Source organism: Massilia paldalensis (assembly GCF_044901715.1).
Lineage (GTDB): Bacteria > Pseudomonadota > Gammaproteobacteria > Burkholderiales > Burkholderiaceae_D > Telluria > Telluria paldalensis.
Genome location: NZ_JBJCIU010000001.1, coordinates 1,801,399 through 1,827,630 on the forward strand (window position 1 = coordinate 1,801,399; position 26,232 = coordinate 1,827,630).

The 26,232-nt window shown below is 68.2% G+C and carries 26 protein-coding genes; 14 read left to right on the forward strand and 12 right to left on the reverse strand.

Going from position 1 to position 26,232, the window contains the following annotated elements; all coding sequences use genetic code 11:
- Nucleotides 1-232: 232 nt before the first annotated feature.
- From ACI1V7_RS07925 to ACI1V7_RS07940, 4 genes are all read left to right on the forward strand, one after another.
- Nucleotides 233-730, forward strand: coding sequence for a pyridoxamine 5'-phosphate oxidase family protein (locus ACI1V7_RS07925; protein WP_404531205.1), 498 nt, complete (start codon nt 233-235; stop codon nt 728-730).
- A gap of 111 nt (nt 731-841) precedes the next feature.
- Complete coding sequence (gene pnuC / locus ACI1V7_RS07930; protein ID WP_425593023.1) at nt 842-1,465, forward strand: nicotinamide riboside transporter PnuC; 624 nt, start codon at nt 842-844, stop codon at nt 1,463-1,465.
- The gene (locus ACI1V7_RS07935) at nt 1,462-2,745 is read left to right on the forward strand and encodes a Xaa-Pro dipeptidase (RefSeq protein WP_404531206.1); all 1,284 of its coding nucleotides are present in this window, start codon (nt 1,462-1,464) and stop codon (nt 2,743-2,745) included. The genes pnuC and ACI1V7_RS07935 overlap by 4 nt, the downstream gene beginning before the upstream one ends.
- Nucleotides 2,746-2,880: 135 nt before the next feature.
- Nucleotides 2,881-3,222, forward strand: a complete 342-nt coding sequence (locus ACI1V7_RS07940) for a four-helix bundle copper-binding protein (protein ID WP_404531207.1) — start codon at nt 2,881-2,883, stop codon at nt 3,220-3,222.
- A gap of 78 nt (nt 3,223-3,300) precedes the next feature.
- Here the strand turns inward: ACI1V7_RS07940 and ACI1V7_RS07945 are convergent, their stop codons facing one another.
- The 4 genes from ACI1V7_RS07945 to ACI1V7_RS07960 all read right to left on the reverse strand — a co-directional run bounded on the left by ACI1V7_RS07945 (nt 3,301) and on the right by ACI1V7_RS07960 (nt 6,356).
- The gene (locus ACI1V7_RS07945) at nt 3,301-3,675 is read right to left on the reverse strand and encodes a hypothetical protein (protein WP_404531208.1); all 375 of its coding nucleotides are present in this window, start codon (nt 3,673-3,675) and stop codon (nt 3,301-3,303) included.
- A 15-nt stretch (nt 3,676-3,690) separates the two neighbouring features.
- A complete protein-coding gene (locus ACI1V7_RS07950; RefSeq protein ID WP_404531209.1) occupies nt 3,691-3,969 on the reverse strand; it encodes a hypothetical protein in 279 nt (92 codons plus the stop codon).
- A 147-nt stretch (nt 3,970-4,116) separates the two neighbouring features.
- Nucleotides 4,117-4,875 (reverse strand): slipin family protein, encoded by a 759-nt coding sequence (locus ACI1V7_RS07955; protein WP_404531210.1) that lies wholly within the window; start codon nt 4,873-4,875, stop codon nt 4,117-4,119.
- Complete coding sequence (locus ACI1V7_RS07960; protein WP_404531211.1) at nt 4,872-6,356, reverse strand: NfeD family protein; 1,485 nt, start codon at nt 6,354-6,356, stop codon at nt 4,872-4,874. The genes ACI1V7_RS07955 and ACI1V7_RS07960 overlap by 4 nt, the downstream gene beginning before the upstream one ends.
- A 204-nt stretch (nt 6,357-6,560) precedes the next feature.
- Between ACI1V7_RS07960 and ACI1V7_RS07965 the strand changes: the two genes are divergently transcribed.
- The 4 genes from ACI1V7_RS07965 (at nt 6,561) to ACI1V7_RS07980 (ending at nt 10,381) form a co-directional block, all read left to right on the forward strand.
- The gene (locus ACI1V7_RS07965) at nt 6,561-6,923 is read left to right on the forward strand and encodes a DUF2784 domain-containing protein (RefSeq protein WP_404531212.1); all 363 of its coding nucleotides are present in this window, start codon (nt 6,561-6,563) and stop codon (nt 6,921-6,923) included.
- Nucleotides 6,924-6,993: 70 nt separating this feature from the next.
- A complete protein-coding gene (locus ACI1V7_RS07970) occupies nt 6,994-8,157 on the forward strand; it encodes a tyrosine-type recombinase/integrase (protein WP_404531213.1) in 1,164 nt (387 codons plus the stop codon).
- Nucleotides 8,158-8,938: 781 nt separating this feature from the next.
- Nucleotides 8,939-9,694: a cysteine hydrolase family protein gene (locus ACI1V7_RS07975; RefSeq protein WP_404531215.1), complete on the forward strand. Its 756-nt coding sequence runs from the start codon at nt 8,939-8,941 to the stop codon at nt 9,692-9,694.
- A 564-nt stretch (nt 9,695-10,258) separates the two neighbouring features.
- Complete coding sequence (locus ACI1V7_RS07980) at nt 10,259-10,381, forward strand: hypothetical protein (RefSeq protein WP_404531216.1); 123 nt, start codon at nt 10,259-10,261, stop codon at nt 10,379-10,381.
- A gap of 46 nt (nt 10,382-10,427) precedes the next feature.
- Here ACI1V7_RS07980 and ACI1V7_RS07985 read toward each other — a convergent pair whose 3' ends face one another.
- Both ACI1V7_RS07985 and ACI1V7_RS07990 read right to left on the reverse strand, forming a co-directional pair.
- Nucleotides 10,428-11,609 (reverse strand): NADH:flavin oxidoreductase/NADH oxidase, encoded by a 1,182-nt coding sequence (locus tag ACI1V7_RS07985; protein WP_404531217.1) that lies wholly within the window; start codon nt 11,607-11,609, stop codon nt 10,428-10,430.
- Between the two features lie 66 nt (nt 11,610-11,675).
- Nucleotides 11,676-12,824 carry a glutathione-independent formaldehyde dehydrogenase gene (locus ACI1V7_RS07990; protein ID WP_404531218.1) on the reverse strand — a complete coding sequence of 383 codons (1,149 nt, stop codon included), beginning with the start codon at nt 12,822-12,824 and terminating at the stop codon, nt 11,676-11,678.
- 431 nt (nt 12,825-13,255) lie between these two features.
- Here ACI1V7_RS07990 and ACI1V7_RS07995 point away from each other — a divergent pair, with 431 nt between their 5' ends.
- From ACI1V7_RS07995 to ACI1V7_RS08005, 3 genes are all read left to right on the forward strand, one after another.
- The gene (locus ACI1V7_RS07995) at nt 13,256-14,440 is read left to right on the forward strand and encodes an L-dopachrome tautomerase-related protein (RefSeq protein ID WP_404531219.1); all 1,185 of its coding nucleotides are present in this window, start codon (nt 13,256-13,258) and stop codon (nt 14,438-14,440) included.
- Between the two features lie 77 nt (nt 14,441-14,517).
- Nucleotides 14,518-15,249 (forward strand): SRPBCC family protein, encoded by a 732-nt coding sequence (locus ACI1V7_RS08000; RefSeq protein ID WP_404531220.1) that lies wholly within the window; start codon nt 14,518-14,520, stop codon nt 15,247-15,249.
- 10 nt (nt 15,250-15,259) lie between these two features.
- Nucleotides 15,260-16,432: a zinc-dependent alcohol dehydrogenase gene (locus ACI1V7_RS08005; RefSeq protein WP_404531221.1), complete on the forward strand. Its 1,173-nt coding sequence runs from the start codon at nt 15,260-15,262 to the stop codon at nt 16,430-16,432.
- 128 nt (nt 16,433-16,560) lie between these two features.
- On the opposite strand, the gene ACI1V7_RS08010 is transcribed toward ACI1V7_RS08005, so the two are convergent.
- From ACI1V7_RS08010 to ACI1V7_RS08020, 3 genes are all read right to left on the reverse strand, one after another.
- Complete coding sequence (locus ACI1V7_RS08010) at nt 16,561-16,992, reverse strand: GNAT family N-acetyltransferase (protein WP_404531222.1); 432 nt, start codon at nt 16,990-16,992, stop codon at nt 16,561-16,563.
- Nucleotides 16,989-18,065 carry a serine hydrolase domain-containing protein gene (locus ACI1V7_RS08015; protein ID WP_404531223.1) on the reverse strand — a complete coding sequence of 359 codons (1,077 nt, stop codon included), beginning with the start codon at nt 18,063-18,065 and terminating at the stop codon, nt 16,989-16,991. The genes ACI1V7_RS08010 and ACI1V7_RS08015 overlap by 4 nt, the downstream gene beginning before the upstream one ends.
- A gap of 104 nt (nt 18,066-18,169) precedes the next feature.
- Nucleotides 18,170-18,577, reverse strand: a complete 408-nt coding sequence (locus tag ACI1V7_RS08020) for a patatin-like phospholipase domain-containing protein (RefSeq protein ID WP_404531224.1) — start codon at nt 18,575-18,577, stop codon at nt 18,170-18,172.
- Nucleotides 18,578-18,760: 183 nt separating this feature from the next.
- Here ACI1V7_RS08020 and ACI1V7_RS08025 point away from each other — a divergent pair, with 183 nt between their 5' ends.
- Both ACI1V7_RS08025 and ACI1V7_RS08030 read left to right on the forward strand, forming a co-directional pair.
- The gene (locus ACI1V7_RS08025) at nt 18,761-19,111 is read left to right on the forward strand and encodes a hypothetical protein (RefSeq protein ID WP_404531225.1); all 351 of its coding nucleotides are present in this window, start codon (nt 18,761-18,763) and stop codon (nt 19,109-19,111) included.
- Nucleotides 19,112-19,228: 117 nt separating this feature from the next.
- A complete protein-coding gene (locus ACI1V7_RS08030) occupies nt 19,229-20,365 on the forward strand; it encodes a GGDEF domain-containing protein (protein ID WP_404531226.1) in 1,137 nt (378 codons plus the stop codon).
- 133 nt (nt 20,366-20,498) lie between these two features.
- On the opposite strand, the gene ACI1V7_RS08035 is transcribed toward ACI1V7_RS08030, so the two are convergent.
- Nucleotides 20,499-20,678: a hypothetical protein gene (locus ACI1V7_RS08035; protein ID WP_404531227.1), complete on the reverse strand. Its 180-nt coding sequence runs from the start codon at nt 20,676-20,678 to the stop codon at nt 20,499-20,501.
- A 107-nt stretch (nt 20,679-20,785) separates the two neighbouring features.
- Here ACI1V7_RS08035 and ACI1V7_RS08040 point away from each other — a divergent pair, with 107 nt between their 5' ends.
- On the forward strand, nt 20,786-23,992 hold the full coding sequence (locus ACI1V7_RS08040) for a di-heme oxidoredictase family protein (protein WP_404531228.1): 3,207 nt from the start codon (nt 20,786-20,788) through the stop codon (nt 23,990-23,992).
- Between the two features lie 109 nt (nt 23,993-24,101).
- Here the strand turns inward: ACI1V7_RS08040 and ACI1V7_RS08045 are convergent, their stop codons facing one another.
- Nucleotides 24,102-24,902 carry an N-acetylmuramidase domain-containing protein gene (locus ACI1V7_RS08045; RefSeq protein WP_404531229.1) on the reverse strand — a complete coding sequence of 267 codons (801 nt, stop codon included), beginning with the start codon at nt 24,900-24,902 and terminating at the stop codon, nt 24,102-24,104.
- A 118-nt stretch (nt 24,903-25,020) separates the two neighbouring features.
- A complete protein-coding gene (locus ACI1V7_RS08050) occupies nt 25,021-26,094 on the reverse strand; it encodes an AI-2E family transporter (RefSeq protein ID WP_404531230.1) in 1,074 nt (357 codons plus the stop codon).
- Nucleotides 26,095-26,232 lie beyond the last annotated feature (138 nt).

The following is a 26,232-nucleotide window of genomic DNA, read 5'->3' on the forward strand; positions in this document are numbered from 1 at the left end:
GTGGTGGTCCATGGCGGTTCCATCCTCGTGCGGTTCCAGCTCGTTGGGCGGCGCGCCGGCGCCGCTGCGGACAGCAGGAGGATTATATTGCGATGCAACGGGCGCCATCCCGTGCTTTCCGGCGCCCTTGACAGTGCTCAAAGGACTGCGGGCGTCATCGGTACGCCGCCGCACGGACGGGCAGGCGGCAATCCGCGACGATCGAGGCTTGTCGAAACAGAAAGGATCTACCATGACCACCCATGACGCTAACAACGTGGCCCAGTTGAAGGCCAAGATCGCGGACGTCCGCTTTCCCATGTTTACCTGGCAGGACGCCCACGGCCACCTGCTGAGCCAGCCGATGACGAAGGAAGACGTCGACGAGGACGGCGGCATCTGGTTCTTCACCTCGACCCTGACGTCGCTGTGGGACTGCATCGCCCACCGTCCGCAGGTGAACCTGGCGTTCGCCGACCCGGACGACAGCCTGTACGTGTCCGTCAGCGGCACCGCCGAGCGCGTCGTCGACCGCGAACTGATCCGCGCGAAGTGGAATGCCGGCGCCCAGGCCTGGTTCCCGGCCGGCCCGGACGACGAGCACGCCGTGCTGGTGCGCGTCGACCCGCACTCGGCCGAGTACTGGGATTCGAACGACAGCAAGATGGTGCGCATGTTCGCCATGGCCAAGGCGGCGGTGACGGGCACCACGCCGGACATGGACAGCGAGCACCGCACGCTGAAGCTGTGACCCTCCCCTGCGAGAGCAATTCCTCTCTTGCAATAAAAGCAGGGGCTGTCGTACAGTAGGCGCTTCTTCAACGGGAGCGTCGATGGATTCGAACGGGCAGGGCGGAGCAGGATGACGGAGCTGGTCAAGCCGCTCGAACTGGCGGCAAACGTCTTCACCGCCCTGGCCATCGTGCTGGCCGGCCGCAACAACGTCCACACCTGGTGGACCGGCATCGTCGGCTGCACGCTGTTCGGCATGCTGTATGCGGACAACCGTCTGTATGCCGACGTCGTCCTGCAGGGCTTCTTCGTCGCCACCAGCGTGCTGGGCTGGTGGAAGTGGGTGCGCGGCGACCATGGGGAGCCGCTGCCCATCACCCATGCAAGTGCCAGGAGCCTGCTGTGGATCGTGCCCGCCGGCGTGCTGGCGACGGCCGCCTACGGCACGCTGCTGCATCTGACCACGAACGCCTACGCCCCGTTCATCGATTCCGCCGTGCTGGTGTTTTCCGTCATCGGCCAGATCCTCATGATGCAGCGCCGGGTCGAGAACTGGCCGTTCTGGGTGCTCGTCAACACCATCGCCGTCCCGCTCTACTACAGCCGGGGACTGGTCCTGACCTCCGTGCTGTACGCCGGCTTCTGGATCAATGCCGTCGTTTCGTGGCTGAACTGGCGCCGCCTCGCGCGTGAACGACGGCGACAGGACGCCGGCCACCCGTCTTCTCCCACCATCGAAAGTAGTCCGCAATGAAACATCATGTGCTCGCGGCAGCATTGGCCGCGCTCGGGTTTGCCGCATCCGCCAGCGGCGCGGAACAGGTCGTCGCCATCCGCGCCGGCAAGCTCGTCGACGTCGTCGCCGGCAAGGTGCTCGCCGACCAGACGATCATCGTCAGCGGCCAGCGCATCAGCGCCGTCGGGCCCAGCGCGTCGACCGCGGTGCCGCCCGGCGCGCGCCTCATCGACCTGTCCGCGTCGACCGTGCTGCCGGGCCTGATCGACGCCCACGTGCACCTGACGGGCGACCCGCGCCTGCACGGCTACCAGTCGCTGGGCGTGTCCGACATCCGCGCCGCGCTGTACGGGGCGCATGCCGCCAGGGTCACGCTGGAAGCCGGCTTCACGACCGTGCGCAACGTCGGCGCCGGCGGCTACGGCGACATCGCCCTGCGCGACGCCATCAACGAGGGCGAGCTGGACGGGCCGCGCATGCGCGTGGCCGGCTACGCCCTTGGCATCCAGGGCGGCCATTGCGACAACAACCTGCTGCCGGCCGACTTCCACTACACGGAGGCGGGCGTGGCCGACGGCCCGTGGCAGGCGCGCGCCAAGGTGCGCCAGATGGCCAAGTACGGCGCCGACACGATCAAGATCTGCGCGTCGGGCGGGGTGCTGTCCAAGGGCGACGAAGCGGGCGCCCAGCAATACACGCTGGAAGAGATGAAGGCGATCGTCGAGGAAGCGCACAAGCTGGGCCGCCGCGTGGCCGCCCACGCCCACGGCGCGAGCGCGATCCGCGACGCCATCCTGGCCGGCGTCGATTCCGTCGAGCACGCGAGCCTGATCGACGACGAAGGCATCCGCCTGGCGCGCGAAAAGGGAACCTTCCTCGTCATGGACATCTATAACGACGACTACATCCTGCAGGAAGGCGCCGCGGCCGGCATGCTGCCCGAGTCGCTGGAAAAGGAGCGCATGGTCGGCCAGGTCCAGCGCGACAATTTCAGGAAGGCGTTCCAGGCCGGCGCGAAGATGGCGTTCGGCACCGACGCCGGCGTCTACCCGCACGGCGACAATGCGCGCCAGTTCCACTACATGGTCAAGTACGGCATGACGCCGATGCAGGCGATCCAGGCCGCCACCATCCGTGGCGCCGAGCTGCTGGACTGGAAGGACCGCGTCGGTTCCGTCACGGCCGGGAAGTACGCCGACCTGGTGGCCGTGAGCGGCGACCCGCTGGCGGACCCGGCCGAGCTGACCCGCGTGAAGTTCGTCATGAAGGGCGGCGCCGTCGTCAAGCAGGCGCAATAAGCCGGCGCCGGGGCCGAGCCGGGCGAGCCTCGCGGAGGCACCATGCTAAGCTGGTCCCTCGACGCGCGAGCCGGGACGACACCGGCCGCGCGGCGAAGGGATGTCCGTCCATTCACCAGCACCAAGGAGGAATCGATGGCCCAGGACCGACCGATCGACACGATGCGCAGCTGCATCGAAGCCTGTTACGCCTGCGCGGCGGCATGCGACAACTGCTCCACCGCCTGCCTGCAGGAAGACGACGTCAAGATGATGGCGCGCTGCATCGCACTGGATATGGATTGTGCCCAGCTGTGCCGCACGGCCGCCGCCATCATGGCGCGCGGGGGCGAATTGACGAAGGCCGTCTGTGCGTTGTGCGCCGACGCATGCGACGCCTGTGCGGCCGAATGCGGCAAGCACCAGATGGACCACTGCCAGCAATGCGCGGCCGCCTGCCGCCGCTGCGCCGAGGAGTGCCGGCGCATGGCCGCTTGAGTGCGGGGTCGCCGGGCGCTACAAGCCGGCGGCCCTCGTTTCAGCGCGCGTTCCAGCGCGACCTGCTAGTGTGAAGCGTCAGCGCACACGCGGCGGCGCCAGGTCGCGCTCGCTCTGGTTGCCGCCCGTCTCGGGCGTGCCCAGCCCCGTATCCCCGGGACTGGCCTGGTGGCTGCGCGTGTCCTGGGCGCCGCGGGCGATATGCGTTGCAGCCGTATCGGCCCCTTCGGGCTCCGGCTCGTCGTCCGCCGCGTCCTGCCGTGCCGTCGACGGCGTTGCGGGGGCCGCTTCCTCGCGCCGCGGCTGCGTCAGCGCGTCGCCGCCGCTGCCGCCCGTCTCGGCCATGGTCTCGTGGCCGGGCGTCGCGCCTTCCTCGCCGCTGGTGATGCCGCCGATGCCGATGTCGGGCGCATGTCCACCCTGGCCGGCCCCGTTCGTGTCCTGTGCATTCATCGTGGTTTCCTTCCTTCAGACGGGGATTTCCGACGTGCCGCCCGCCACGCTGCCGAACTCCTGCAGCTGGTCGAGCGACAGCCGGCGCTCGTTGAGCGCCTTCAGGATCGCCTGCAGCTGCTCGGGATCCGGCTGGATGTAGATGATGCGCTGCTCGATCTCGTTGTCCCAGCAGCGCGTGTAGGGGACGTCGGTTTCGGCCATGACCTTGGCGTCGAACGTGCCGTCCTGCAGCTCGCCGAACAGGGTGACCTTGACGGTATCCGGATTGGTATTGTTGACGGTGATGCTCATGCGGAGTCCTTTCGATCGAAAACGCTTGCAGCCATTCTCCCGTAGGAGGGACGAGGCTGCAAACGCGCGCCAACCGTGCGCGCGCTACCTGGCCGAAAGGCAGATGTGGTCCAGCAAGCATGTTTTCCTTCCACCATCGAATGACGTCTATCGGGGCGGCGCATGGACGCCGGGCAGCAGCTCGATCGGGAGGGGAAACACGATGGTCGACGACTTGTCCCCCGCAATGGCGCTGAGCGTCTGCAGGTAGCGCAGCTGCATCGCCCCGGATTGCCGCGAAAGCACCACGGCCGCCTGCTGCAGTTTCTCGGAAGCCTGCAGTTCGCCCTCCGCGTGGATGACCTTGGCGCGCCGTTCCCGTTCCGCCTCGGCCTGGCGGGCGATGGCGCGGATCATCGACTCGTCCAGGTCCACGTGCTTGATCTCGACGTTCGCCACCTTGATGCCCCAGGCGTCGGTCTGCACGTCCAGCACCTGCTGGATGTCGATGTTCAGGCGCTCGCGCTCGGCCAGCATTTCGTCCAGCTCGTGCTTGCCCAGCACGGCCCGCAGCGTGGTCTGGGCCAGCTGGCTCGTCGCTTCCATGAAGTTGACGACCTGGATGATAGCCTTTTCCGGATCCACCACGCGGAAATAGATGACGGCGTTGACCTTGACGGAGACATTGTCGCGCGAGATCACGTCCTGGGTCGGCACGTCGAGCACGATCGTGCGCAAGTCGACCCGCACCATCTGCTGCAGCACGGGAATGATGATGATCAGCCCCGGTCCCTTCACGCCCCAGAACCGCCCCAGCTGGAACACGACGCCGCGCTCGTATTCGCGCAGGATCTTGAAGGCGGACAGGACCAGGGGCAACAGCAGCACGAGCAGGGCGCCGAGGCCGAAGCCGACGTCGAGGATCATCGCCGCTCTCCCTTGTCCATGGTGGCGGGCACGACCTGCAGGACGAGCCCGTCGCGCGCCGTGACGATGACCGCCTGCGCCGGGCGCAGCGGCACGTCGCCCGTCACCTGCCACAGCTCACCCTCGACGCGTGCCCACGCCGAACGGCCATCGCTTCCGGCGAGCTGCTCGACGTGGCCAACGGCACCCACCAGCGCCGCCGCCCCGCTGCGGACGGGCCGGCGCCGCGTGGCCATGGCCACCTGCACGGTGCCGATGAGAAGCAAGGCGCTGGCCAGGGCCAGCACGGCGACGAGGATGGGCGGCACGCCGTAGCCGGGCAGCTCCGTGTCGACGAGGATCAGGGCGCCCGCCACGAAGGCCACGACGCCACCGATGCCGAGGATGCCGAAGCTGGGCAGGAAGGCTTCGCCCACCATGAACAGGAGGCCCAGCACGATCAGGCCCAGCCCGGCATAGTTCACGGGCAGCAGCTGCAGCGCGTACAGGCCGAGCAGCAGGGAGATGCCGCCCACGACGCCCGGCACGACCACGCCGGGGTTCATGAACTCGAACACCAGTCCGTAGATGCCGATGGTCATCAGGAGCAGGGCCACGCTGGGGTTCGTGATCGCCGCCAGCACGTTCGTGCGCCAGTCGGGTTCGTAGCGCGCCAGCGGCGCGCCGCGCGTATGCAGCTGGCGCACCTGCCCCTGCACGGCCATGCGGCTGCCATCCACGCGCGCCAGCAGGGCCGGCACGTCCGGCGCGACGTAGTCGACGACGCGCAAGGCCAGCGCCTCGTCGGCCGTCAGGCTCACCGACTCGCGCACGGCGCGCTCGGCCCAGTCGGCGTTGCGTCCGCGCAGCTGGGCCAGGCCGCGCAAATAGGCGGCCGCATCGTTGACCTGCTTGCGCGCCATGGCGCCGTCGGCATCGGGTGCCGGTGTCTTCGGCCCCGCCGCCCGATCATCCTTGCCGGCCAGCGCACGCTCCTCGCCGCGCGGCGGCTGGCCGCCGGGTGCTCCGGGTGGTTCCATTCCGACGGCGACCGGCGTCGCCGCACCCAGGTTGGTGCCCGGCGCCATGGCGGCGATATGGCTCGCGTACAGCAAGTAGGTGCCGGCGCTGGCGGCGCGTGCCCCGCCGGGCGCGACGAAGACGGCCACGGGGACGGGCGAGGCCAGGATCGCCTTGATGGCGCTGCGCATCGACGTATCCAGCCCGCCCGGCGTGTCGAGTTCGACGACCACGAGCTGGTGATTGGCGGCGGCCGACCGGGCCAGTCCCCGGACCAGGTAGTCGGCGCTGGCCGGACCGATCGCCCCGTCGATGCGGATCAGCCCGACGCCGGGTGCGCCGGTGGCCGCGACGGGCAACAATGCGAGAAGGAGCGCCAGCAGCGCACATGCGACGCGAAGCAGCCTGCGCGCGACAGTCATCCCGGGCGCAGGGCTCGGAGGCGCGCGCACGCGCAGCCGGAATGCCGTATTGGTTGCCATGGGCTTGCCTTGTCGTGTGCTTGTTCAGACATTACCGGCGGCGTGGAGTTCGGCGACGTGTCGACGGCGAGGCGGCCGGGGGCTTGCGCCGCCAGCCGTGCGGCCGCGCCGGGAAGTCTGATGCAGGATAGGTGGACGTTTCGGTGCTGGCTTGATGTCGATCAGGCGTGCGGGCTCGCCGTCCACCAACCATTCCTTGCCGCCATGGCCTACCGTGTCCTCGCCGATGCCGTCCTCGTGCTGCACCTGGCATTCATCCTGTTCGTCGCCTTCGGCGCACTGCTGGTGGCGCGCCGGCCCCGGCTGCTGCCCTGGCACCTGGCGGCCGTCGCCTGGGGCTTCACGGTCGAGGCGGCCGGCGCAGCCTGTCCGCTGACGGGCCTGGAAATCCGCCTGCGCCTGCTGGCGGGCGAGGGCGTCTACGGGGAAAGCTTCGTCGCGCACTACCTGCTGCCCGTGGTCTATCCGGCGGGACTCGACCGGGGCATCCAGTACCTGCTGGCCGCTGCCGTGCTGCTGCTGAACAACGCCCTGTATGCCCGCTACTGGCGTGGGGCGCACGGGTGACGGCAACACTGTCGCGTCCGGATGCCCGATGCTATACTGTATATAGATACAGTCTCATTCCATTGCCGCCATGCCGAATTTTTTCCCCATCGACCTGGGTCCTACGACGCCGGACCATCTCGTGAGCGGGGAGAGCGGACGGATGCACGTCAAGATGTTCCGCACGGCCGACGACCCCATCACCGAGGCGACCACGGACATCGAACTGGCGCGCGAATTCATCGCCCACGGCGAATTGAGCCCGAAGTCCATCCAGAACACCCAGAAGGAACTGTTCCGTTTCCTGACCTGGTGCCGCGAGGAGGCCGGCAAGACGCTCGTGCAGCTGAACGTCGCCGACCTGACCGCCTACAAGGAATTCCTCAAGGATCCGCCGCCCGCCTGGGTGTCCAAGACCAAGTGGCCGCGCAGCGACGCGCGCTACCGCCCGTTCACGGGGCCGCTGTCCGACCCGAGCCGGCGCCAGGCGATGATCGCCGTGAAGGCGCTGCTGAGTTTTGCCGAACAGACGGGCTACCTGCGCCGCAACCCGGCCGCCCTGGTGCGCAACGTGCGGGCCCCGACGGCCAGCCGTATCACGCGCTACCTGACGCAGGGCGCGATCGCGCTGGCGCTGGAGACCGTCTCCACGCGGGCGGCCGAAACACCCGCCGACCTGCGCCGGCGCGCGCGCGACCGCTTCCTGCTCGTCGCGTTCGCCCACACGGGGGCGCGCCTGAACGAAATCGTCGGCGCCCCGATGGGCGCGATCTACACCGAGGGCAATGGCCGCTGGTGGCTGGACGTCGTCGGCAAGGGCAGCAAGCCGCGCCGCCTGCCGGTGCCGCCCGACATGCTCGACGCCTTCCAGGCCTACCGCATCGCCTTCGACCTGCCGCCCCAGGCGAGCCGCAGCGACCGCATGCCCCTGGTGCTGTCCAGCCGCAGCCGCACGCTGTCGCGCATCACCGACGAGGCGGCGTCCGAAGCGATCAAGGCGGTCTTCGCCGACGCGGCCGGCGTCGCCGCGGCCCGGGGCGATGCCGACACGGCCGCCGCCTTGCGCCAGGCGTCGGCGCACTGGCTGCGCCACAGCATGCTGACGAACCACGCCAACAACGGCGTGCAGCTCAAGACGCTGCAGGACACGGCCGGCCACGCCAATATCGCGACGACGGCGGCCTATCTGCACAAGACGGACAACGAGCGCTACGACGAGATCATCGCTTCCGTGAACGGGCGCGGCATCCTCTGACGGCTCTCGCCGGCACCGCGCCGCGGTGGAGGAGGGGGCGGGAACGCGCTCCCGGCAGCCGGGCTCGAAGTCATATCGGTCGATAGCGGCTGGAGCAGGGTGGGGACCGCTTTGCGTTGATCACCGGCGGCAATCGCGCAAGTCCCGGGAGTCCGCGCCGGCATCGGCCGCAGGCGCGCAGATCGAGCCGGTGAGCAGGGTGTAGTCAAGCAAGGCGATGCTGGTAGCGGCACTGCCGACCAGGTACGCACCGCGCGCGACGCACTAACGGGGCGGCGAGGGCGAACCGGCTTTCCTGCTCGGGCGCGCCATCGATGTGGACCACGGTTGTCTTGTAGACGTGCATGCAGATTCCTGCCCGCGAAGAGGCTCGGGGAAGAGCGACACCAAGACCGTCGGCGACGCCGAACGTGCAGGCGCAATGGGGGCCGTTGGCCGCACTCAAATGCATATTCTGTTCCGGGAATGTTCCGACGGTTCGGCATCATCCCGCCAATCCATCAAACTCGACATTAGTATTCATAATGTCGAGTTGCATTTTCGGTGCCCTCTCGCCCGTGACGATAGGGCGCCTGCCCGATCCTGGCAGCTGGTCGAACAGCAGGGTTGCTGCGACTGCCGCCATGCCCCGGCCAAACGGCGGCCCACCATAGGGCGTGGGTGGCCACATTTCCTTTTGCATCGGCGCGCGGGACGAGTACGATTTTCCCGTCTCCGGAGCGAGAACGCGGGGCCGCGACGCGGTGCCCGCTCAACCAAAACGAACCTGAAAGGAAATGCCATGGATACCAAGAACAACCCGAATGGCGCAGCAGCCGATCCGTATGCGGACCCGGCGAACCCGGGCCTGCCGCAGGTCGACGTGCAGCTGGACCTGTCGCGCGCGGCGCTGGTCGTGATCGACCCGCAGATCGACTTCCTGAGCCCGAAAGGCGTGGCCTGGGGCGCGTTCGGCGCGAGCATCACGCACCACAACACGGTGCCGAACCTCGAGCGCCTGTTCGCGGCGGCCAAGCAGGTCGACCTGCCGGTCATCATCTCGCCGCATTACTACTATCCGCACGACCACAAATGGGATTTCGCGGCGCCCGGCGAGCGCCTCATGCACGGGCTGCACATGTTCGACCGCCCCAGCGCGCTGTCGCTGGAAGGTTTCGAAGGTTCCGGCGCCGACTGGATGCCCGAATTCCGAGACTACATCGAGGACGGCAAGACGATCGTCTGTTCGCCGCACAAGATCGCGGGCCCGCAAACGAACGACGTCATCTTCCAGCTGCGCAAGAAGAAAGTCGACCAGGTCATCCTGGCCGGCATGGCCGCGAACTTCTGCATCGAATCGCACCTGCGCGATTTCGTCGAGCACGGCATCGAAGTGGCCGTCGTGCGCGACGCCACCGCGGGCAGCATGCTGCCGGAAGGCGACGGCTACCTGGCCGCGCTGATCAACTTCCGCTGGCTGGCGAATGCGCTGTGGACGACGGATACGGCCGTCGCGCGCATGACCGGTACGCCGGCAGCGGTAAAGGCGGCAGCCTGAGAAGGTAGAGGCGTCCCATCCGGTACCGGATATCGACCGGGCTGGATGGGCGCGATAAGGATTCGATACATGGGGTGGTCCGGGTCCTCCGGGCGAGGCGGGACATTGGTGGCACTGATCCATATCCCGAATTTGACATAATATAGATTATGCGAATTTAGCAAAAAGCCGTGATATGGCGTGATGCATCGCATAAATCGACCTCTTCAACGCGGCAGACCCACGACAATCGGCTCCGATCCGCGAGCCGTGTCGCTTAGACGCTTTGCGAACCTTGCGTCGACTCACGCGATCCTTTTAGCCGCATGGATTCGTGCCGCCACCGTCCGTCGCGTCGCGTGGCGCCGCCTCCCGCCGAGTTGGCGTCGACGGCATTTCCATGTCCGCTTCCTATCTGTCACGCCATTGCAGTCGCCCAGCCCGGCGCGCTCGCCTCGAACAGCTTGACCATCCCGGCGTCACGCGCATCGAAGTTCACGCGCAGCCGGAGCGTCTACTTCAACAATTTATACCAGATCACCGCGCAGAAGCTGCCGCCGGCGATTCCGTCCCATACTCGCACTGTTGTTCCTCATCGGCCTGTCGATGCTGGCCAGCCTGATCCGGCACGCGATCCCCGACGGCATGGCCGAATCCGACTTCCGGCCCGCTGCATACGCCCGCGACGGCGAAGGCGCGCATCCCTGAGCAGTCCCCGACACGCGGAGCGGACCTCGTCGTGTTCGCTACGCGCTCACTTCGCCCGCCGCTTCACCGCGTACCCGTACTGGACCGGCCAATCCGGCTCCTCCTCGAACGCATGCTGCGCTTTCAATGCCCAGTACGGCTCGCGCAGCAGTTCGCGCCCGAGCAGCACCAGGTCGGCGTCGCCGCCGGTAACGATCTCGTCGCCCTCCTTCGGATCCGTGATCAGGCCGACGGCGCCGGTCGGGACGCCGGCGCCGTCGCGGATGCGGCGGCTGCACGGTATCTGGTAGCGCTTGGCCACGGGAATGCGCGCCGTCGGCAGGTTGCCGCCCGTCGAAACGTCGATGAGGTCGACGCCCAGGTCCTTCAGGCGCCGCGACAGTTCGACCGACTGTTCGATGTCCCAACCTCCGGCGACCCAGTACGTGGCGGAGATGCGCACGAACAGGGGCAGCCTGTCGGGCATGGCGGCGCGCACGCGCTCGGTCACGCGCAGCACCAGGCGCATCCGGTTTTCCAGGCTGCCGCCATACTGGTCTTCGCGCTGGTTACTGTGCGGCGACAGGAACTGGTGCAGCAGGTAGCCGTGCGCGGCGTGGATCTCGAGCACCTCGAACCCGGCCGCCAGGGCGCGCCGCGCCGCGGTCTCGAACGCGTCGACGATCCCGTCGACGCCGGCTTCGTCCAGCGGCACGGGCGTCGGATCGCCCGGGTGGAACGGGATCGGACTGGGGGCGACGACGGGCCAGCCTCCCTCTTCCGGCGTCGCCAGCGTCGCGCCGCCCGTCCAGGGCGCTGCGGTACTCGCCTTGCGGCCCGCGTGTGCGAGCTGGATGCCGGCGACGGCGCCCTGGCTCTGCACGAAGCGGGCGATCCGGGCCAGCGGCTCGACGTGATCGTCGCTCCAGATCCCCAGGTCGCCCGGTGTGATGCGGCCGTCCCACGTGATGCCGGTGGCCTCGACGAGCACGAGCCCGACGCCACCCACGGCACGGCTGCCGAGGTGCACGAGGTGCCAGTCGTTGGCCATGCCTTCCTGGGCCGAATACTGGCACATCGGCGCCATGGCGATGCGGTTGCGCATGGTGACGCCGCGCAGGGCCAGAGGACTGAGCAGGTCGACCTCGGGCACTTCCTGGTCGTGGGCGGCACCGGCCGTCGCGCCATGGGCGTCCGGCTGGAAGAGTTGGGCGGCGCTGCCCGTGGTTAAGGGTCTGGCTGGGTTCATGGTTTGCCTCGGGACGAAGACGTCAGTGGAACATGGGCGTTCGATGCCGCCGGACGCCCCGCCGTGCTAGGAGCCCGGATGCAGGATCACCTTGGTCCACCCGTGCTCGCGCCGATCGAAGTTCTGGTAGGCGTCGGGTGCCTGGTCCAGCGTCAGTTGATGGGACACGATGAACGAGGGCTTGGCGCGGCCGACGTGGATCAGGTCGCGCAGCTGGCGGTTGTAGGCCTTGACGGGGCACTGGCCCGTCGCGACCCGCTGCCCCTTGAACCAGAGCATGCCCCAGTCGAGCGCGATCTTCCCTTGCTTTTCCAGCTCGTCCGATGCATTCGGATCTTCGGGGACGAACACGCCCACCACGCCGATGCCGCCGGTGAACTTGACCGAGTTGACCAGGTTGTTCATCGTGAGGTTGGGACGCTCCTGCCGGTGGTGATGGTGGTCGTGGCACTGGTAGCCGACGCATTCGCACCCCGCGTCCGCGCCGAGTCCATGGGTCAGGTCCTTGACCCGCTGCACGGGATCCTCCTTCGAGTAATCGATCGCGATCGCGCCGATCGATTCCGCCAGCTTCAGGCGGTCGGCATGGCAGTCGACCACCATCACGCTGCACGCGCCCTTGATCATCGCCGAGTGCGCCGCCATCAGCCCGACGGGCCCCGCGCCGTAGATGACCACCGCATCGCCGGGCTTCATGCCGGCCAGCTCGGTCGCGTGCCAACCGGTCGGGAAGATGTCGGCGCACATCACGTAGTCGGCCTGTTTCTGTTCCGCGTCCGGCGGCAGCTTCAGGCACATGAAGTCGGCCCACGGCACGCGCAGGAACTCGGCCTGGCCGCCCTGCCACGGTCCCATGTCGGCAAAGCCGAACGCGGCCCCGGCCACGCCGGGCTCGTTCGCCTTCAGGCAGTAATTGGTGAGGCCGCGTTCGCAATTCTTGCAGTGGCCGCAGCTCACGTTGAAGGGGATGCAGACCCAGTCGCCGGGCTGCAGCCGCTCGACCGCGGGGCCGACTTCCATTACCACCCCGAGGTTCTCGTGGCCGAACACGCGGCCCTGTTCGAAATCGGTACGCCCTTCGTACATGTGCAGGTCCGAGCCGCAGATGTTCGTGCTGGTAATCTTGATGATGGCGTCCGTCGGACGTTCGATCTTCGGATCCGGCACATCCTCGACGGCGACCTGGTTGGGACCGCGATAGACAACAGCTTTCATGATTAACTCCTGTAAGCTGCCGGGAAGAAGCCTGTCCCGCATGACAGGACGCGGCCACGCGTCCAGGCAGAGAATGGCGATACCGCGGAAGAAGCCCGCGGGACAAGCGACCCAGATTAGACAGGGGTTCGACGAACCGCAAGCGGCGATTCGCTTGCCACGTGGGCACACGGCGGCACGCCGAAAACGTGCGCGGTAGCCTACGCCCGGGCCGGCCTCACGAAACGCGCGTAGCGCAAACGAACGCGGTCCAGTCGCTTTTCAGTCCTTTTGGCGCGCACGCCTGAAACGTCTTGCGGCATCGCGCGCATCGGCGTAGCCTCGCGCATTCACCCTTCACATGATCCGTCGGATGACGGCGCATCTCCAGTCCGTCTCGTGCCCGACGGAGCCCGCTGCAGCGCACGCTGCACCTTCAGAAAGGAAGCGTCATGCGATCCCTTCCCCTGTTTTCCCGCTACCTCTTCGCCATCGTCGTCGCCGGCGCCGGCGCCGGCCTGCATCCCGGGCCGGCGCCCGCGCAAATGCAAGCGGCACCCGCGGTCCAGCCCGAACACAGGCGTTCCGACTCAGCCCTGCAGCAGGCGGCGCAGTTCGACCACCAGGTCACGGGCGTGACCGTCAGCGAGGGCGGCCGGCTGTTCGTGAATTTTCCCCGCTGGACGGAAGACGCGCCCGTCTCCGTCGCCGAGGTCCTGCGGGACGGGAGCCTGCGCCCTTATCCGGACGCGCAATGGAATGCCTGGCGCAACGTGCGGCGCGACGAGCTGGACCCGGCCGAGCACTGGGTCTGCGTGCAGAGCGTGGTGGCCGACGGCCGCGGCAGCGTGTGGGTCGTCGATCCCGCGGCCCCCGCCGTGGACGGCCTCGTGCCGGTTGGACCGAAGCTGGTGCGCATCGATCTCGCGACGGACCGCGTGGCCCAGGTCATCCGCTTCGGCCAGGACGTCGCGATCCCCGGCTCCTACCTGAACGACGTCCGTTTCTCGGCCGACGGCAGGCATGCCTACCTGACGGACGCCGGCCAGCGCGGCGCCCTGGTCGTGGTGGACCTGGCCAGCGGCAAGGCGCGCCGCGTGCTGGACGGCCATCCGTCGACCCAGCCCGAGAAAGGCGTCGTCGTCCGCACGGACGGCAAGCCGCTGCGCTATCCGGATGGGCGTCCCGTGCTCTTCGCGGCGGACAGCATCGCCCTGTCGTCGGACGGCGCCTGGCTGTACTGGAAGGCGCTCACCGGCACGACCCTGTACCGCATCCGGACGGCCGCGCTGACGGGCGCAGGCATGGCCGGCCAAGACCTCTCCAGCCAGGTCCAGCCCTACGGCAAGGTCGGCCCCACGGACGGCTTGTGGATCGCACGGGGTACCGACACCCTGTACGTCACGGCCATCGAGGACAACGCCATCAAGGCACGCAACCTGTCCCAGGGACCGGCCGGTGGCCTGCGCACGGTGGTGCAGGACCCGCGCCTGCGCTGGCCGGACACCTTCAGCCAGGGCCCGGACGGCAGCCTGTACGTGACCACGTCGCGCATCCAGGACTCGGCCTTCTTCAACCGGGATGCGCCGCTGGCCCTGCCGACCCAGCTCTGGCGCCTGCCCCGGCCACGCAACTGACATCGTCATGCGGCGCCCGCGCGCCGTCCACGCATCACCAGTCCGCCAGGCGGGCGATCAGCAAGGGAGGATCCATCATGGCAAGCAGTATCCAAGCTACAGGACGGGGCAAGGCATCGCAATGGGGCCGCTCGTCCGGCTCCGGCGCGGCCGGCGGACCGGCGCGCGATCTCGGCTGGATTCCCGTCGCACTGGGCGGGGCCGCCATCGTGGCCAGCCTCGGCGGCAGGAAGAAAGGCGCCGCCGCGCTCGCGCTGACGGCGGTCGCCGGCGTGGGCGCGCTCGGCGCGATGCGCCACGCGCAGTCTGCGCATGCGCGGACCGGCGAGCTGGAGGTGGATCGCTCGATCACGATCGGCAAGACGGCGGCCGAGCTGCGCCAGTACTGGCTCGACCCGCGGACGCTGCCCCAGATCATGTCCAACTTCGCGACCGTGCGCTCGACGGGCGACGGCCGCATGCACTGGAAGGTCGAGGGGCCGCTCGGCCGCGCCTGCGAGTGGGACACGGAAATGGTGGACCGCACCGACGAGGGCATCGGCTGGCGTACCGTGTCCGGCGGGGCGGTCTCGAACGAGGGATGGATCCGCTTCCATCCTGCACCGGCCGGCCGCGGCACGGTGGTCACCCTGCAATTGCGGTTCGAACCGCCGGGCGGCGCGCTCGGCGAGTGGCTCGTCGAACTGCTGGGGACCACGCCGCTGCGCATCGTCGCCGAAGGCGCGCTGCGGCGCTTCAAGAACCTCGTCGAGTCCGGCGAGATCCCGACCACCGCGCGCCAGCCGGCTGCGCGCGCCGATACGCACTGAGGAGCACACCATGCGAGCACTGTACTGGAACGGCGTGAACGACCTGCGGGTCGGCACGGTCAAGGATCCCGAGATCGTGAACCCCTACGACGCCATCCTGCGCGTGGGCCTGTCGACGACCTGCGGCTCGGACCTGCACTTCATCGACGGCTACATCCCGACCATGAAGGCGGGCGACGTGATCGGCCACGAATTCATGGGCGTGATCGAGGAAGTCGGCACGGAGGTCAAGCGCGTCAAGAAAGGCGACCGCGTCGTCGTCCCCTCGTTCATCGTGTGCGGCCAGTGCTGGTATTGCCAGCACGCGCTGTACTCGCTGTGCGACAACACGCATCCCAAGCCCGAACTGCAGGAGCCGCTGCTGGGCGGCTACACCACGGCCGGCATTTATGGCTACACCCATGCGTTCGGCGGCTACGCGGGAGCGCACGCGGACTACGTGCGCGTGCCGTTCGCCGACAACGATTGCTTCAAGGTGCCCGACGGGGTCGCCGACGAGACCGCGCTGTTCCTGTCGGACGCGGCGCCCACCGGCTATATGGGCGCCGATTTCTGCGACATCCAGCCGGGCGACACGGTGGCGGTCTGGGGCTGCGGCGGCGTCGGCCTGATGGCGCAGCAGAGCGCGCGGCTGATGGGCGCCGAGCGGGTGATCGGCATCGACCGTTTCCCCGAACGCCTGCAGATGGCGCGCGAGCACGCGGGCTCGGAAACCATCGACTACACGCAGGTCGACAGCGTGCTGGACGAGCTGAAGGAGATGACGGGCGGACGCGGCCCCGATGCCTGCATCGACGCCGTCGGCATGGAGGCGCACGGCACGGGCCCGCAATACGCCTACGACCTCGTCAAGCAGGCCTTGCGGCTGGAGACGGACCGCGGCCAGGCGCTGCGCGAGGCCATCATGGCCTGCCGCAAGGGCGGCACGCTATCCGTGCTCGGCGTGTACGGGGTGCTCGACAAGTTCCCGATGGGCGCGCTGATGAACAAGGGCATGACGGTGCGCACCGCCCAGCAGCACGGGCAAGCCTATATGGAGCGGCTGCTGGCGCACGCGCAGAAGGGCGAACTGAACCCCGCCTACCTGGCCACGCACCGCTTCTCGCTCGAGGACGGGCCGCGCGGCTACGACATGTTCAAGCACAAGAAGGATGGCTGCGTGCGCGCGGTGTTCGCGCCGTAGCGGTGGGCGCCGCCCGCTGGATGGCGACGGCGAGCGGCGTCGTTAGGCGACCCGGCCTTGCCGATCCGATGCGCAGGCGGAGCCGGACCGCGCTGACGAACCTGATCGTGGCCGCTGATGACTCCTGATTACGTTGCGCGCACCATGGCCATGACCTGCTGTCCGGCCGCGGCATAGCCCCCTAGCCGCTCCTGCAGGAACGCTGGCAGCGCGTCCCTTGCGGCAAGCCGGAAGCCGATCCGCCCATAGAAGGCGGCCAGGTTCGCATATGGCAGGCAGTACGCGACTTCGTCGCCAACCGCCTCGTCGCAGGCAGCCAACAGGGCACGCCCGATGCCGCGGCGCCGGTGTCCCGCGCCCACCTGCATGCCGCGCAGCACGCGCACGCCGTGTTCGACACACAGCCGTACCGCGCCGACCACGGCATCGTCCAGCACGGCGACGATGACGGCACCGCGCACGTCCACGCCACCGCCGTAGCCGCCGGCGGCATACAGCGCACGCACCGCTTCCAGGTCGGCGGCCGTCGCCCTGCGCGTGCGCACCTGGCCTGCGATCATGCGTACACGGCTTCCATCAGCGCGCTGGCCAGTTCGCCCAGCCTGCGATGGTCGTAGCTGCTGTTGTTAAATACGATCACGCTCACGCCATCGGCCAGCACGCGGCGCGCCACGAGCCGGAAGCCGCCGTTCGAGCCGTCTTCCCATGCCGCCTCGCGCTCCCTGCCGCCGATCGTCTCCACCTGCGTGCGTCCGCCCAGCGCATAACGCTGCGCCGGCCGCTGCACCCGCATCAGGGTCGCGCGCGACGCCGCCGACAGGATCCGGTCGCCGCCGAGCACGCCGTCCATCAGACGCAGCATGTCCGGGGCGCTGCTGTAGAAGCCGCCCGCCATGGCCAGGTAATCGGGCATCGCGCTGACCTTGCGCACCCAGGGCGGCGCCGCGCCCGCATAAGCGACCGCCATCCCCGGCACGACGCTCGATTCGCCGTCGAAGATGCCGCTGTCGCGCAGGCCGAGCGGCTCCGTCAGCGAGGCGGCGACGGCATCGCGGTAGCGCCGGCCGCCGACGCGTTCGACGATGGCCTGCACGATGATCCAGTTCGAATGCGCGTAGTCCCAGTCGGTGCCGGGTGCGAATGCCAGGTCGCCGCTGGCGTAGCGGCGCACGGCGTCCATCTGGTCCAGCCGGGCCGGCATGGCCTTCGGGTCGGCCTTGCGCGCGGCCATCACGTCGTTGGGGACGCCGCTCGAATGGCTCATCAGGTGGCGCAGCGTCAGGCGCGCGCCCGTGTCGGCACGGTAGTCCGGCAGGTAGCGCACGATCGGCGCGTCGAGCGCCAGCTTGCCCTGGTCGACCAGCGTCATGACGACGATGGCCGCGATCCACTTCGACACGGACCCCGTCTCGAAGCGGGTGTCCAGGGCCATCGGCGTGCCCGCCTGCGGGTCGGAACGACCGAGCGCCCTGCCGAACAGCAGCTCGGCACCCTTGCCTGCGACCACCGTGCCGCTGAAATCCGGGTACGCCGCCAGCGCGGCCTCGTAGCAGGGGACGGTGACGGCATCGACGGGCACGACGCCGGACAGGGCGGCAAGCCCGGCGAAGGCCATGCATTGGCGACGGTTCATGGACGGCTCCTGGCGCGTTACCGGCACGGCCTCGTGCCGGACCCCGCGATCTTACCGTAAACACAAGCCGCCGCGACCGCTACCGCCGCTGGCGCCACGCGCCGCTAGGGATGCGCGCAGATCCCCATCGGCGGCGCCTCTCCCGTCACAGCCGAGGCCACCATGCGATTGACCTGGGATTCCGTCCATTTCAGGGCCGAGTTGCTTTCCCAGAACGCGTCCAGGCGCCGCTCGGCATCCTGGGCGCCGCCCGTGATGAATCCGTACCAGCCGAGCAAGGCGCTGATCGCCCCGCCCGAGGTGCCGCTGATCCCGACCAGGACGGGCGCGTCGGGATCACCCGGCAGCCTGAGCGCATCGTCGGCCTCGCGGGCGACCCGCACGTTGTCCAGGCTGCCCAGCAGCACCGGCAGCACGCCACCCGTGTAGGCCGCATGGCTGCCGCCCCCCTGGCAGGCGATCGCGATGTCCCTCACCGCCATGATGCATCCTCCCGCGATGTGCAAGCTCATGGCCCTTAGGCTCGCCGGGTGCGACCGGGGTTCCAAGGCGAGTCGGCTTGTTCGATGCTTTTTTTCGCATGGGCTTGGACACCGATTAAACGTGATGCGTCACGAACAGCCGAGCATTTTGACTTGCATTAATGTAATGCGTCACGAATAATGGGCGCGTCATCCATCACGCCCGTGTCCCGCATGAAGCAAGCCGAAGACCTCAGCACCATCGAACTGCCGCTCGACCCCTCCAGGGCGAAGAAGCGCGGCCGCCCGCCCAAGCAGGACAAGCTGAGCGATGCCGAGCGTGCGCGGCGCTACCGGGCGCGCCAGAAGATGCTGCCGAAGGACGAGTGGAATTACGACCACGTGACGGCAACGGCGCGCAACGACATCGCGCGCCTGCTGGGCGACGCTGCCAGCCGCCCCGCCGGCGAGGCGGAATTGATGACGCAATGGGCCTACGGCATGTTCCTCTTGTGGGACCGGATCACGGGACAGTGCCAGCGCCCGGACGACAGGCGCGAACTGCAGGCGCTGGTGTCGGGCTGATGGCACGGGCGCGTCGATCGCGGCACGATCGCTGCAGCCGGTCGAGCGGCAGTGACAAAACGTGAGTATTCCGGCAAGATATGCTGGCAGAATACGACGTTTAGCCCGACCGCTCCCATGAAGTTCAACCGAATCAGCGGCGAGTTCACGCTGGCTGCCGACGAGGCCGCTTACCTCGATGCCAAACAGGGGCAGACCCGCTCCCAGCTCGCCTTCACGCTGGCGTTCTACGCCCTTTTCTACGTGCTCTTTTCCGTAACGGACCTGGCGGCGCTCGGCCCCGTGCCGGCGGCCTGGCAACTGCTGGCGGCACGTCTCGCCGTCGCGGTCACTGCCGGCTGCTGCGCCTGGGTGGTATGGCGCCGCCCGCTGTCGGTACGGGCCACCCGCCTGGCCGCCATCGTCGCGGAGACGGTTGCGCTGGGCTGCTTCATGCTGGTCGTCGTTCTGAGGCCCACCGAGATGCACTGGCACGCCATGTCCCTGGCACTCATGCTGGCCGTTATTTACCTGTACATCCCGAATCGGCTGTGGCATGCACTGGCGCTCGCGGGGCTCAGCACCGCCGTCTTCATCGCGATCGCACAGCACGTGAGCCATATGCGATTCGCAGACACCCTGACGATGGGCATGCTGATGGTGCTGGCCAATACGTTCGGCGTACTGGCGGCACGGCGCCTGAACCGTATCGCGCGCGAGGAATTCCGCTCCCAGGTCGCACTCAGGCATGCGGCCGAACGCGACCACCTGACGGGCTGCTACAACCGCCGCTACCTGCACGAGCACCTGATGGGGAACGAACTGGCACGCGCCGAACGGTTCGCACACAGCCTCACCGTGCTGCTGTGCGACATCGACCACTTCAAGCGCATCAACGACACCCATGGTCACGCCGACGGCGACGCCGTGCTGCGCAGCTTCGCTGTCCTGCTCAAGTCGCTGACGCGCGAGCATGTCGACAGCGTCGTGCGCTATGGCGGCGAGGAGTTCCTCGCCGTGCTGCCGGAGACGGACCTGGCAGGCGGCGTGCGGCTCGCCGAGCGCCTGCGCAGCGCGTTTGCCGCCACGGCCACGCGCTCCATCGACGGCAGCGCCAGCCTGCGCACGACAGCCAGCTTCGGTGTGGCGACCGTCGACTTCGCCCGGGCGGAACCCGGTTATACCCTGGGCGAACTCATTTCGAGCGCGGACAAGATGATGTATCACGCCAAGCGAAACGGCCGCAACCGGGTCGAGGCGCTACAGATCTGGTAGCGAACGCTCGTGCTTTTGGAGGGGGAGTGATTGACAGTTAAAGAGCGTGAAGATATTGTCGCCGCAATATTGCCGTAAAGAAATTTAGGATTGAGGCACGGACGTTCTAGCGTGCGACAAGCCGAGCTCATCTTTACGACAATATGCGCGCCGCTTCGGCCATCCGATTTCCGTCGCAGGGAAACGGGCGGCTGGCTGCGGGCGTAGAACACGCATTCCAATGCGGGCAATCATCTTCGCGGATGACGGAAAAACACGGCTGGACCGCTGCTTTTGCAGCTTTTATTTTCATCTTATACATGATGGTGATCATACTATCATCATTGTTGGCAGGTTGGAAAGAGGAGCTGCGAGGTGGCGCGACGGCCGGCGATGAAAGTCGACAAGCAAAGCAACAGACCACATCACTGGGAGAATCACATGCCATATCGGCATCAAACCAAGCAGCAACACCGAAGCGGCGCCGCCCGCAGGGTCCCCCTCGCCCTCGCCGCTTCCCTGACCGCCCTGCTGGCAGCTTGCGGCTCCGGGTCCAGCGACTCGGGCACGCAGGCCGGCAGCATGACCCGCACCGCGAGCAAGATGGCGGTGGCCGAGACCGTACTGACGCCGGTCGACGTTTCCGCCACCGGCGAGGAACGGGGCGACCTGTCGGCCAAGGCCGCGGTCGACAACGACGACACCACGCGCTGGAGCAGCGGCTTCACGGACGACCAGTCGCTGGTGCTCGACTTCGGCGCATCGAAGTCGATCAACCGGGTCCGCATCAACTGGGAGAACGCGCACGCGATCGCCTACGAGCTGCAGGTCTCGGACGACAAGGTCAACTGGAAGACGATCAAGTCGGTCAGCGACAGCGCCGGCGGCATCGAGGACTTCAGCGACCTCGACGGCCAGGGCCGCTACCTGCGCATGCACGGCATCAAGCGCTCGACCCAGTACGGCTACTCGATCTTCGAGATCCAGGCCTTCTCGGGCACGAGCGCGAGCACCCCGACCTCGCCGGACCCGCTGCCGGGCGACGTCGACCTGTCCAAGCCGGGCGTCGCCGTCAAGCCCGTCACGGCATTCTCGTCGGGCGACGAAAACCCCGCCAACGATGCCACCAAGGCGATCGACGGCAACACGAGCACCCGCTGGTCCAGCACGTCCGAGAACGGCGCCTGGATCACCTTCGACTTCGGCCAGAAGACCCCGGTCGGCTACATGAAGCTCGTGTGGGAGAACGCGTACGGCAAGGAATACGAGCTGCAGGTGTCCGATGACGGCCAGTCCTGGACGAAGCTGCGCACGGTGAGCAACGGCACCGGCGGCACCGAGGAATTCTTCAACCTGAACGCGAACGCGCGCTACGTCCGCATCCAGGGCGTCGCCCGCGCCACGGCCTATGGCTATTCGCTGTTCGAAGTCGAGTTCAAGTCGCCGGGCAGCGACAACACCCTGCCGAACAACCCGACCTCGGCCTTCAAGTTCCCGGCCAGCGGCAGCGGCATGACCCCGCTGCCGGCAGCCGCCCGTCCGACGGAAATGCTGCAGTTCACCCTGCCGGACGGCACCCTCGTCACCCGCTACGGCGCGCGCGCCATGGCGCGCCACGGCCGCGAGCGCGGCGAGGCCTGGAACGAAGCCGGCTACGGCCTGAACGAGACGGTGGACCTGACCACGGGCCTGCCCGTCGACAAGGGCCCGGGCAACTACCTGACCTTCGTGCCGGAATACTTCCAGAACCGCACCTGGGGCGTCGAGATCATCGACAACAGCAACGTCAAGGGCGTCACGAATCCCCAGCTGATCATCAACAACTACAACCAGGTGGAGTGGAAGCCGGGCCAGACAGTGTTCGTGCGCGGCTGGGACCGTCCTGACGTCACCGACTACGGCTGGATGACGGGCCCGCTGATGGCCGACAACAACGTCCAGACCTGCAAGCCGATGGCCTATCCGGCCGACGGCGTGATGGTCAGCGCGAACGGCATCAACAACGGCTGCACGATGAAGCTGATCGCGTATCCGCAGCACGGCGAGATCGACACCGCCGGTTTCCCGACCGGGAAGACGATACCGGCGCGCGCGCTGGTGCCGGGCGACGAGATCGAGATCGCGCCATCGATGTTCGCCCAGGACGGCGCCCTGGCCGCCATCGGCGACAAGGGCAACAGCCGCTACTACGGTCCGGAGATCATGTACGTGATGGGCAAGGGTATCCTGCCCTACTACGGCACCTTCCCGCGCCTGAACTCGACCCCGTTGCCAGCCTCGACGCTGTCGGGCGGCACCACGTCGGTGTCGTACAACTACTCGGACAACAGCCTGTTCATGTTCCAGCAGCCGGTCAACAACGTCGGCATGCAGGACATCCAGCGCTTCGTCGAGGGCCGCCGCGTGTTCCACGCGAACTTCACCACCGGCGCCCACAACGAACCGGGCAACGACCCCTACCTGCCGGTCGCGAACCTGCAGGGCGGCCACTTCAACCAGTCGTCCTGCTTCGCCTGCCACACCAACAACGGCCGCAGCCCGGCGCCGATCGCGCTGAACCAGAAGCTCGATTCGATGGCCGTGCGCGCCGCCGTACTCGACGCCAACGGCAACCAGGTCCCGCATCCGCAGTACGGTACCGCGATCCAGATGAACGGTTCGTCCGGCGGCGGCAAGGCCAACTGGGGCACCGGCGTGCGCGTAGGCGGCTTCGACAGCCAGACCGTCAAGCTGGCCGACGGCACCGCGGTCGAACTGCGCAAGCCGAAGCTGGCGTTCGAGGGCCCGGTCCCGCAGATCGCCTCGCTGCGCGCGGCACAGCCGATGATCGGCATGGGCTTGCTGGAAGCAGTGCCTGAAGCGGACATCCTGGCGCGCGTGCGCACCACGGCCGACGCCGACGGCGTCAAGGGCACGGCGAACTTCGTGTTCGATCCGGAAAGCGGCGCCGTGCGTCTGGGCCGCTTCGGCTGGAAGGCATCGAAGGCGACGCTGCGCCACCAGAGCGCCGAGTCGCTGCTGCAGGAAATGGGCGTGACCTCGTCGATCTACCCGAACCGTGCCTGCCTGAACGGCCCGACCGCCTGCGCGTCGGGCGGCGCCCAGGCCGGCATCTCGGAAGCCGACCTGCAGCGCATCTCGCAGTACCTGGCCCTCGTCGCCGTCCCGGCCCAGCGCAGCCTGGCCAGCGGCTTCCCGAAAGGCGTGGCTCCGATGGACGAGCACCGTGTCGATCCGACGCAAGTCGCCGCCGGCGCCAAGCTGTTCGACGGCATGCGCTGCACGGCCTGCCACACTGCAGAGATGAAGACCGGCAACGGCCACCTGTTCGCCGAACTGCGCAACCAGACCATCCACCCGTACACCGACCTGCTGGTGCACGACATGGGCGACGGTCTGGCCGACAAGTTCGCCGAAGGCCAGGCCAAGGGCAATATGTGGCGTACCGCGCCGCTGTGGGGCATCGGCTACACCGACAAGGTGATGGGCAACAGCGCCAACGTCGGCTACCTGCACGACGGCCGCGCCCGCAACCTGACGGAAGCCGTCATGTGGCACGGCGGCGAAGCCACGACGTCCCGCAACCGCTTCGCCGGCCTGTCGAAGACGGACCGCGATGCGCTGCTGGCCTTCCTGCGTTCGCTGTAAGGCGTCCTGAACCGGGATCACGCGTCCCGGCATGACGACACGGCGGTACGGCCCACGAAGCCGTGCCGCCGTTTTTTTCGTGACGCGTCACACGGCCAGGCTCGTGTGCCTAGGCGCCGCTGCGTCCGGCCGCGGCGGCGGCCGCCAGGCGCAACCGTTCCAGGGACGCGTCGTCGAGGTCGGCCGTCACCGGCAACCCCTGCGCCTTCTGGAACGCGACCACGGCCGCCCCCGTCGCCGGTCCGAGGATCCCGTCCACGCCGCGCGGCGCGTAGCCCAGATACGTCAGCCAGGCCTGCGCCGTGCGCACCGCGATGTCCGGCGTTCCCTTGATCGCGTACAGGTCGTGGTAGTGCTCGAGCTTGCGGTGATAGCCGTGCTGCGCGTAGCTTGCGCCGTTGTAGAAGAACGCCACCCGGGTCCAGTCCTGGCGCCGCAGCGCCTGGCGCAGCGCGGCATGGGCGCCGATGAAGCGCTGCACGGCTTCCAGCTGCGCGTCCTCGTCCTCCAGAAAGCCCGTCACCATCGCCTCCGTGCCCGGGTAGCCGAGGCTGGCGGCATGGAAGCCCATCACCTGCCCCAGCCCCCAGGACGTGCTGTCGAGCGCCGCCTGGCGGTCCAGGGCCAGCGCGCGTTCCAAGCGCGTGTATTCGTCCGCGTCGCCGAGGTAGCCGCCGGGCGCGGGCGCGCTGATGTCGGCGTGCGTGCTGCCGTACTTGCCGCCCGTGCGGCGGTGGAAGACGTGGCGTTCGAACAGGATTTTCGGGCGCCGGTCCGGCAGGTAGCCGAAGCCGCTGGTCTCCACGGTGATCAATGCCCATAGCGACGCGGGATCCGTCGCGAGCGCCACCATCGTCCGCCTGAACCCGCTGCTCGACAGCGGCGCGGCGTTGCCACGGAAGGCCGTCATGATGAACTCCCAGGCCGGTGACGACGGGGCTGGCCGCCCTGGCCGCCGAGGCATGCGCGGATGCCGGATGGCGCCCGTATCCCCTAAGATCGATCCGCCGGGATTTCGTTCGCCGCGCCTAGCGGACCTGCTTGTCCTTCAATTTGGACACGACGCCGTCCTCGACGACATCGACGTCGCCGTCGCGCAGCCACCAGAACAGCACCGCCATCATGAACGGGCCGACGAACAGGCCCAGGACGCCCATCGTCGACACGCCGCCCAGCAGGCCGAACAGCACCGCGAGGAACGGCAGGTCGACCCGGTGCCCGATCAGCTTGGGGCGGATGAATTTATCGACCATGAACAGCTCGATGGCGCCCCAGCTGAACAGGCCCAGCGCGGCGCCCGGATTGCCCTGGCCAAGGAGCAGGATCGACACCGTGGTGAACGACAGCGGCGCGCCGCCCGGGATCAGGGCCAGGTAGCCCGTGATCACGGCCAGCAGCACGGGCGCGGGCGCGCCGGCGATCGCGTAGGCGGCCCCCAGCACGATCCCTTCCAGCAGCGCGATCGAGCACAGGCCCAGCGCCGTGCCGCGCACCGACAGCGGCAGCAGGCGCCGGAACACGGGATAGTGGGCGGGAATGAGGCGCATGCCGGCGCGGTCCGCATGGCGCACCACGGCCGGGCCGTGCAGGTACAGCACGAACAGCGTCAGCAGCGTGAGGAACAGGTACAGGGCGTTGGCCAGGATGGTCGAACCCCAGGCGCGCAGCGTGCCCGTCATGTGCGGCAGGAAGTCGCCCACCGTGTTGCGGATCAGCGTGCGCAGGCCGCCCGGCACGGCCAGGTGCTGGTTCCACCACTGCAGCGCCGGCTCCAGCGCCACCTGGGGCAGTTGCAGCAGCCACGGCGGCGGCGGCACGCCCGTCTCGTTGACCTGGGCGAACAGGCGCTCGACGCCGGCCAGCTCGTGGCCCAGGGCGTTGATCAGCAGGATCGACGGGCCCACGAAGCAGGTCACGAGCAGGAACAGCAGCGTGGCGGCGCTGGCCATGCGCGGCCAGCCGCGCGCCAGCAGGTGCCGGTGCAGCGGCCATGTGATGACGGCCAGCAGGCCGGCCCAGGCCAGCGAGCCGACGAAGTGCTGCAGCAGGAAGGCCAGCGCGGCGGCGAACAACAGCGGCGGCACGAGGGAGCGGTACGGCATGTTTTTCCTGGGGATCGTTATTCTCGTTATTTTCGTTGGTTCCGGGTCAAGCCGGTGCGCATGCAGCCGTATTTTGCAGCCCTGTTCTGCAGCCGTGTTTGCCCCGGCGAAGCATAACGGCAAAGCCGGCCGGGATGA

Excerpts from the sequence above, each read along its gene's own strand:
- ACI1V7_RS07955 (WP_404531210.1), bottom strand. The coding sequence starts at position 4,875 with ATGATCCTCGACGTCGGCTTCGGCCTCGGCGCCCTGCTCGTGCTGCTG.
- ACI1V7_RS07935 (WP_404531206.1), top strand. The coding sequence starts at position 1,462 with ATGAAACATCATGTGCTCGCGGCAGCATTGGCCGCGCTCGGGTTTGCC.
- ACI1V7_RS08020 (WP_404531224.1), bottom strand. The coding sequence starts at position 18,577 with ATGAGCTTGCACATCGCGGGAGGATGCATCATGGCGGTGAGGGACATC.
- ACI1V7_RS07960 (WP_404531211.1), bottom strand. The coding sequence starts at position 6,356 with ATGGCAACCAATACGGCATTCCGGCTGCGCGTGCGCGCGCCTCCGAGC.
- ACI1V7_RS07995 (WP_404531219.1), top strand. The coding sequence starts at position 13,256 with ATGCGATCCCTTCCCCTGTTTTCCCGCTACCTCTTCGCCATCGTCGTC.
- ACI1V7_RS08015 (WP_404531223.1), bottom strand. The coding sequence starts at position 18,065 with ATGAACCGTCGCCAATGCATGGCCTTCGCCGGGCTTGCCGCCCTGTCC.
- ACI1V7_RS08035 (WP_404531227.1), bottom strand. The coding sequence starts at position 20,678 with ATGATCACCATCATGTATAAGATGAAAATAAAAGCTGCAAAAGCAGCG.
- ACI1V7_RS07945 (WP_404531208.1), bottom strand. The coding sequence starts at position 3,675 with ATGAATGCACAGGACACGAACGGGGCCGGCCAGGGTGGACATGCGCCC.
- pnuC (WP_425593023.1), top strand. The coding sequence starts at position 842 with ATGACGGAGCTGGTCAAGCCGCTCGAACTGGCGGCAAACGTCTTCACC.
- ACI1V7_RS08005 (WP_404531221.1), top strand. The coding sequence starts at position 15,260 with ATGCGAGCACTGTACTGGAACGGCGTGAACGACCTGCGGGTCGGCACG.
- ACI1V7_RS07965 (WP_404531212.1), top strand. The coding sequence starts at position 6,561 with ATGGCCTACCGTGTCCTCGCCGATGCCGTCCTCGTGCTGCACCTGGCA.
- ACI1V7_RS07975 (WP_404531215.1), top strand. The coding sequence starts at position 8,939 with ATGGATACCAAGAACAACCCGAATGGCGCAGCAGCCGATCCGTATGCG.
- ACI1V7_RS08040 (WP_404531228.1), top strand. The coding sequence starts at position 20,786 with ATGCCATATCGGCATCAAACCAAGCAGCAACACCGAAGCGGCGCCGCC.
- ACI1V7_RS07990 (WP_404531218.1), bottom strand. The coding sequence starts at position 12,824 with ATGAAAGCTGTTGTCTATCGCGGTCCCAACCAGGTCGCCGTCGAGGAT.
- ACI1V7_RS08030 (WP_404531226.1), top strand. The coding sequence starts at position 19,229 with ATGAAGTTCAACCGAATCAGCGGCGAGTTCACGCTGGCTGCCGACGAG.
- ACI1V7_RS08045 (WP_404531229.1), bottom strand. The coding sequence starts at position 24,902 with ATGACGGCCTTCCGTGGCAACGCCGCGCCGCTGTCGAGCAGCGGGTTC.
- ACI1V7_RS07925 (WP_404531205.1), top strand. The coding sequence starts at position 233 with ATGACCACCCATGACGCTAACAACGTGGCCCAGTTGAAGGCCAAGATC.
- ACI1V7_RS07950 (WP_404531209.1), bottom strand. The coding sequence starts at position 3,969 with ATGAGCATCACCGTCAACAATACCAATCCGGATACCGTCAAGGTCACC.
- ACI1V7_RS07940 (WP_404531207.1), top strand. The coding sequence starts at position 2,881 with ATGGCCCAGGACCGACCGATCGACACGATGCGCAGCTGCATCGAAGCC.
- ACI1V7_RS08050 (WP_404531230.1), bottom strand. The coding sequence starts at position 26,094 with ATGCCGTACCGCTCCCTCGTGCCGCCGCTGTTGTTCGCCGCCGCGCTG.
- ACI1V7_RS08010 (WP_404531222.1), bottom strand. The coding sequence starts at position 16,992 with ATGATCGCAGGCCAGGTGCGCACGCGCAGGGCGACGGCCGCCGACCTG.
- ACI1V7_RS08000 (WP_404531220.1), top strand. The coding sequence starts at position 14,518 with ATGGCAAGCAGTATCCAAGCTACAGGACGGGGCAAGGCATCGCAATGG.
- ACI1V7_RS07985 (WP_404531217.1), bottom strand. The coding sequence starts at position 11,609 with ATGAACCCAGCCAGACCCTTAACCACGGGCAGCGCCGCCCAACTCTTC.
- ACI1V7_RS07970 (WP_404531213.1), top strand. The coding sequence starts at position 6,994 with ATGCCGAATTTTTTCCCCATCGACCTGGGTCCTACGACGCCGGACCAT.
- ACI1V7_RS08025 (WP_404531225.1), top strand. The coding sequence starts at position 18,761 with ATGAAGCAAGCCGAAGACCTCAGCACCATCGAACTGCCGCTCGACCCC.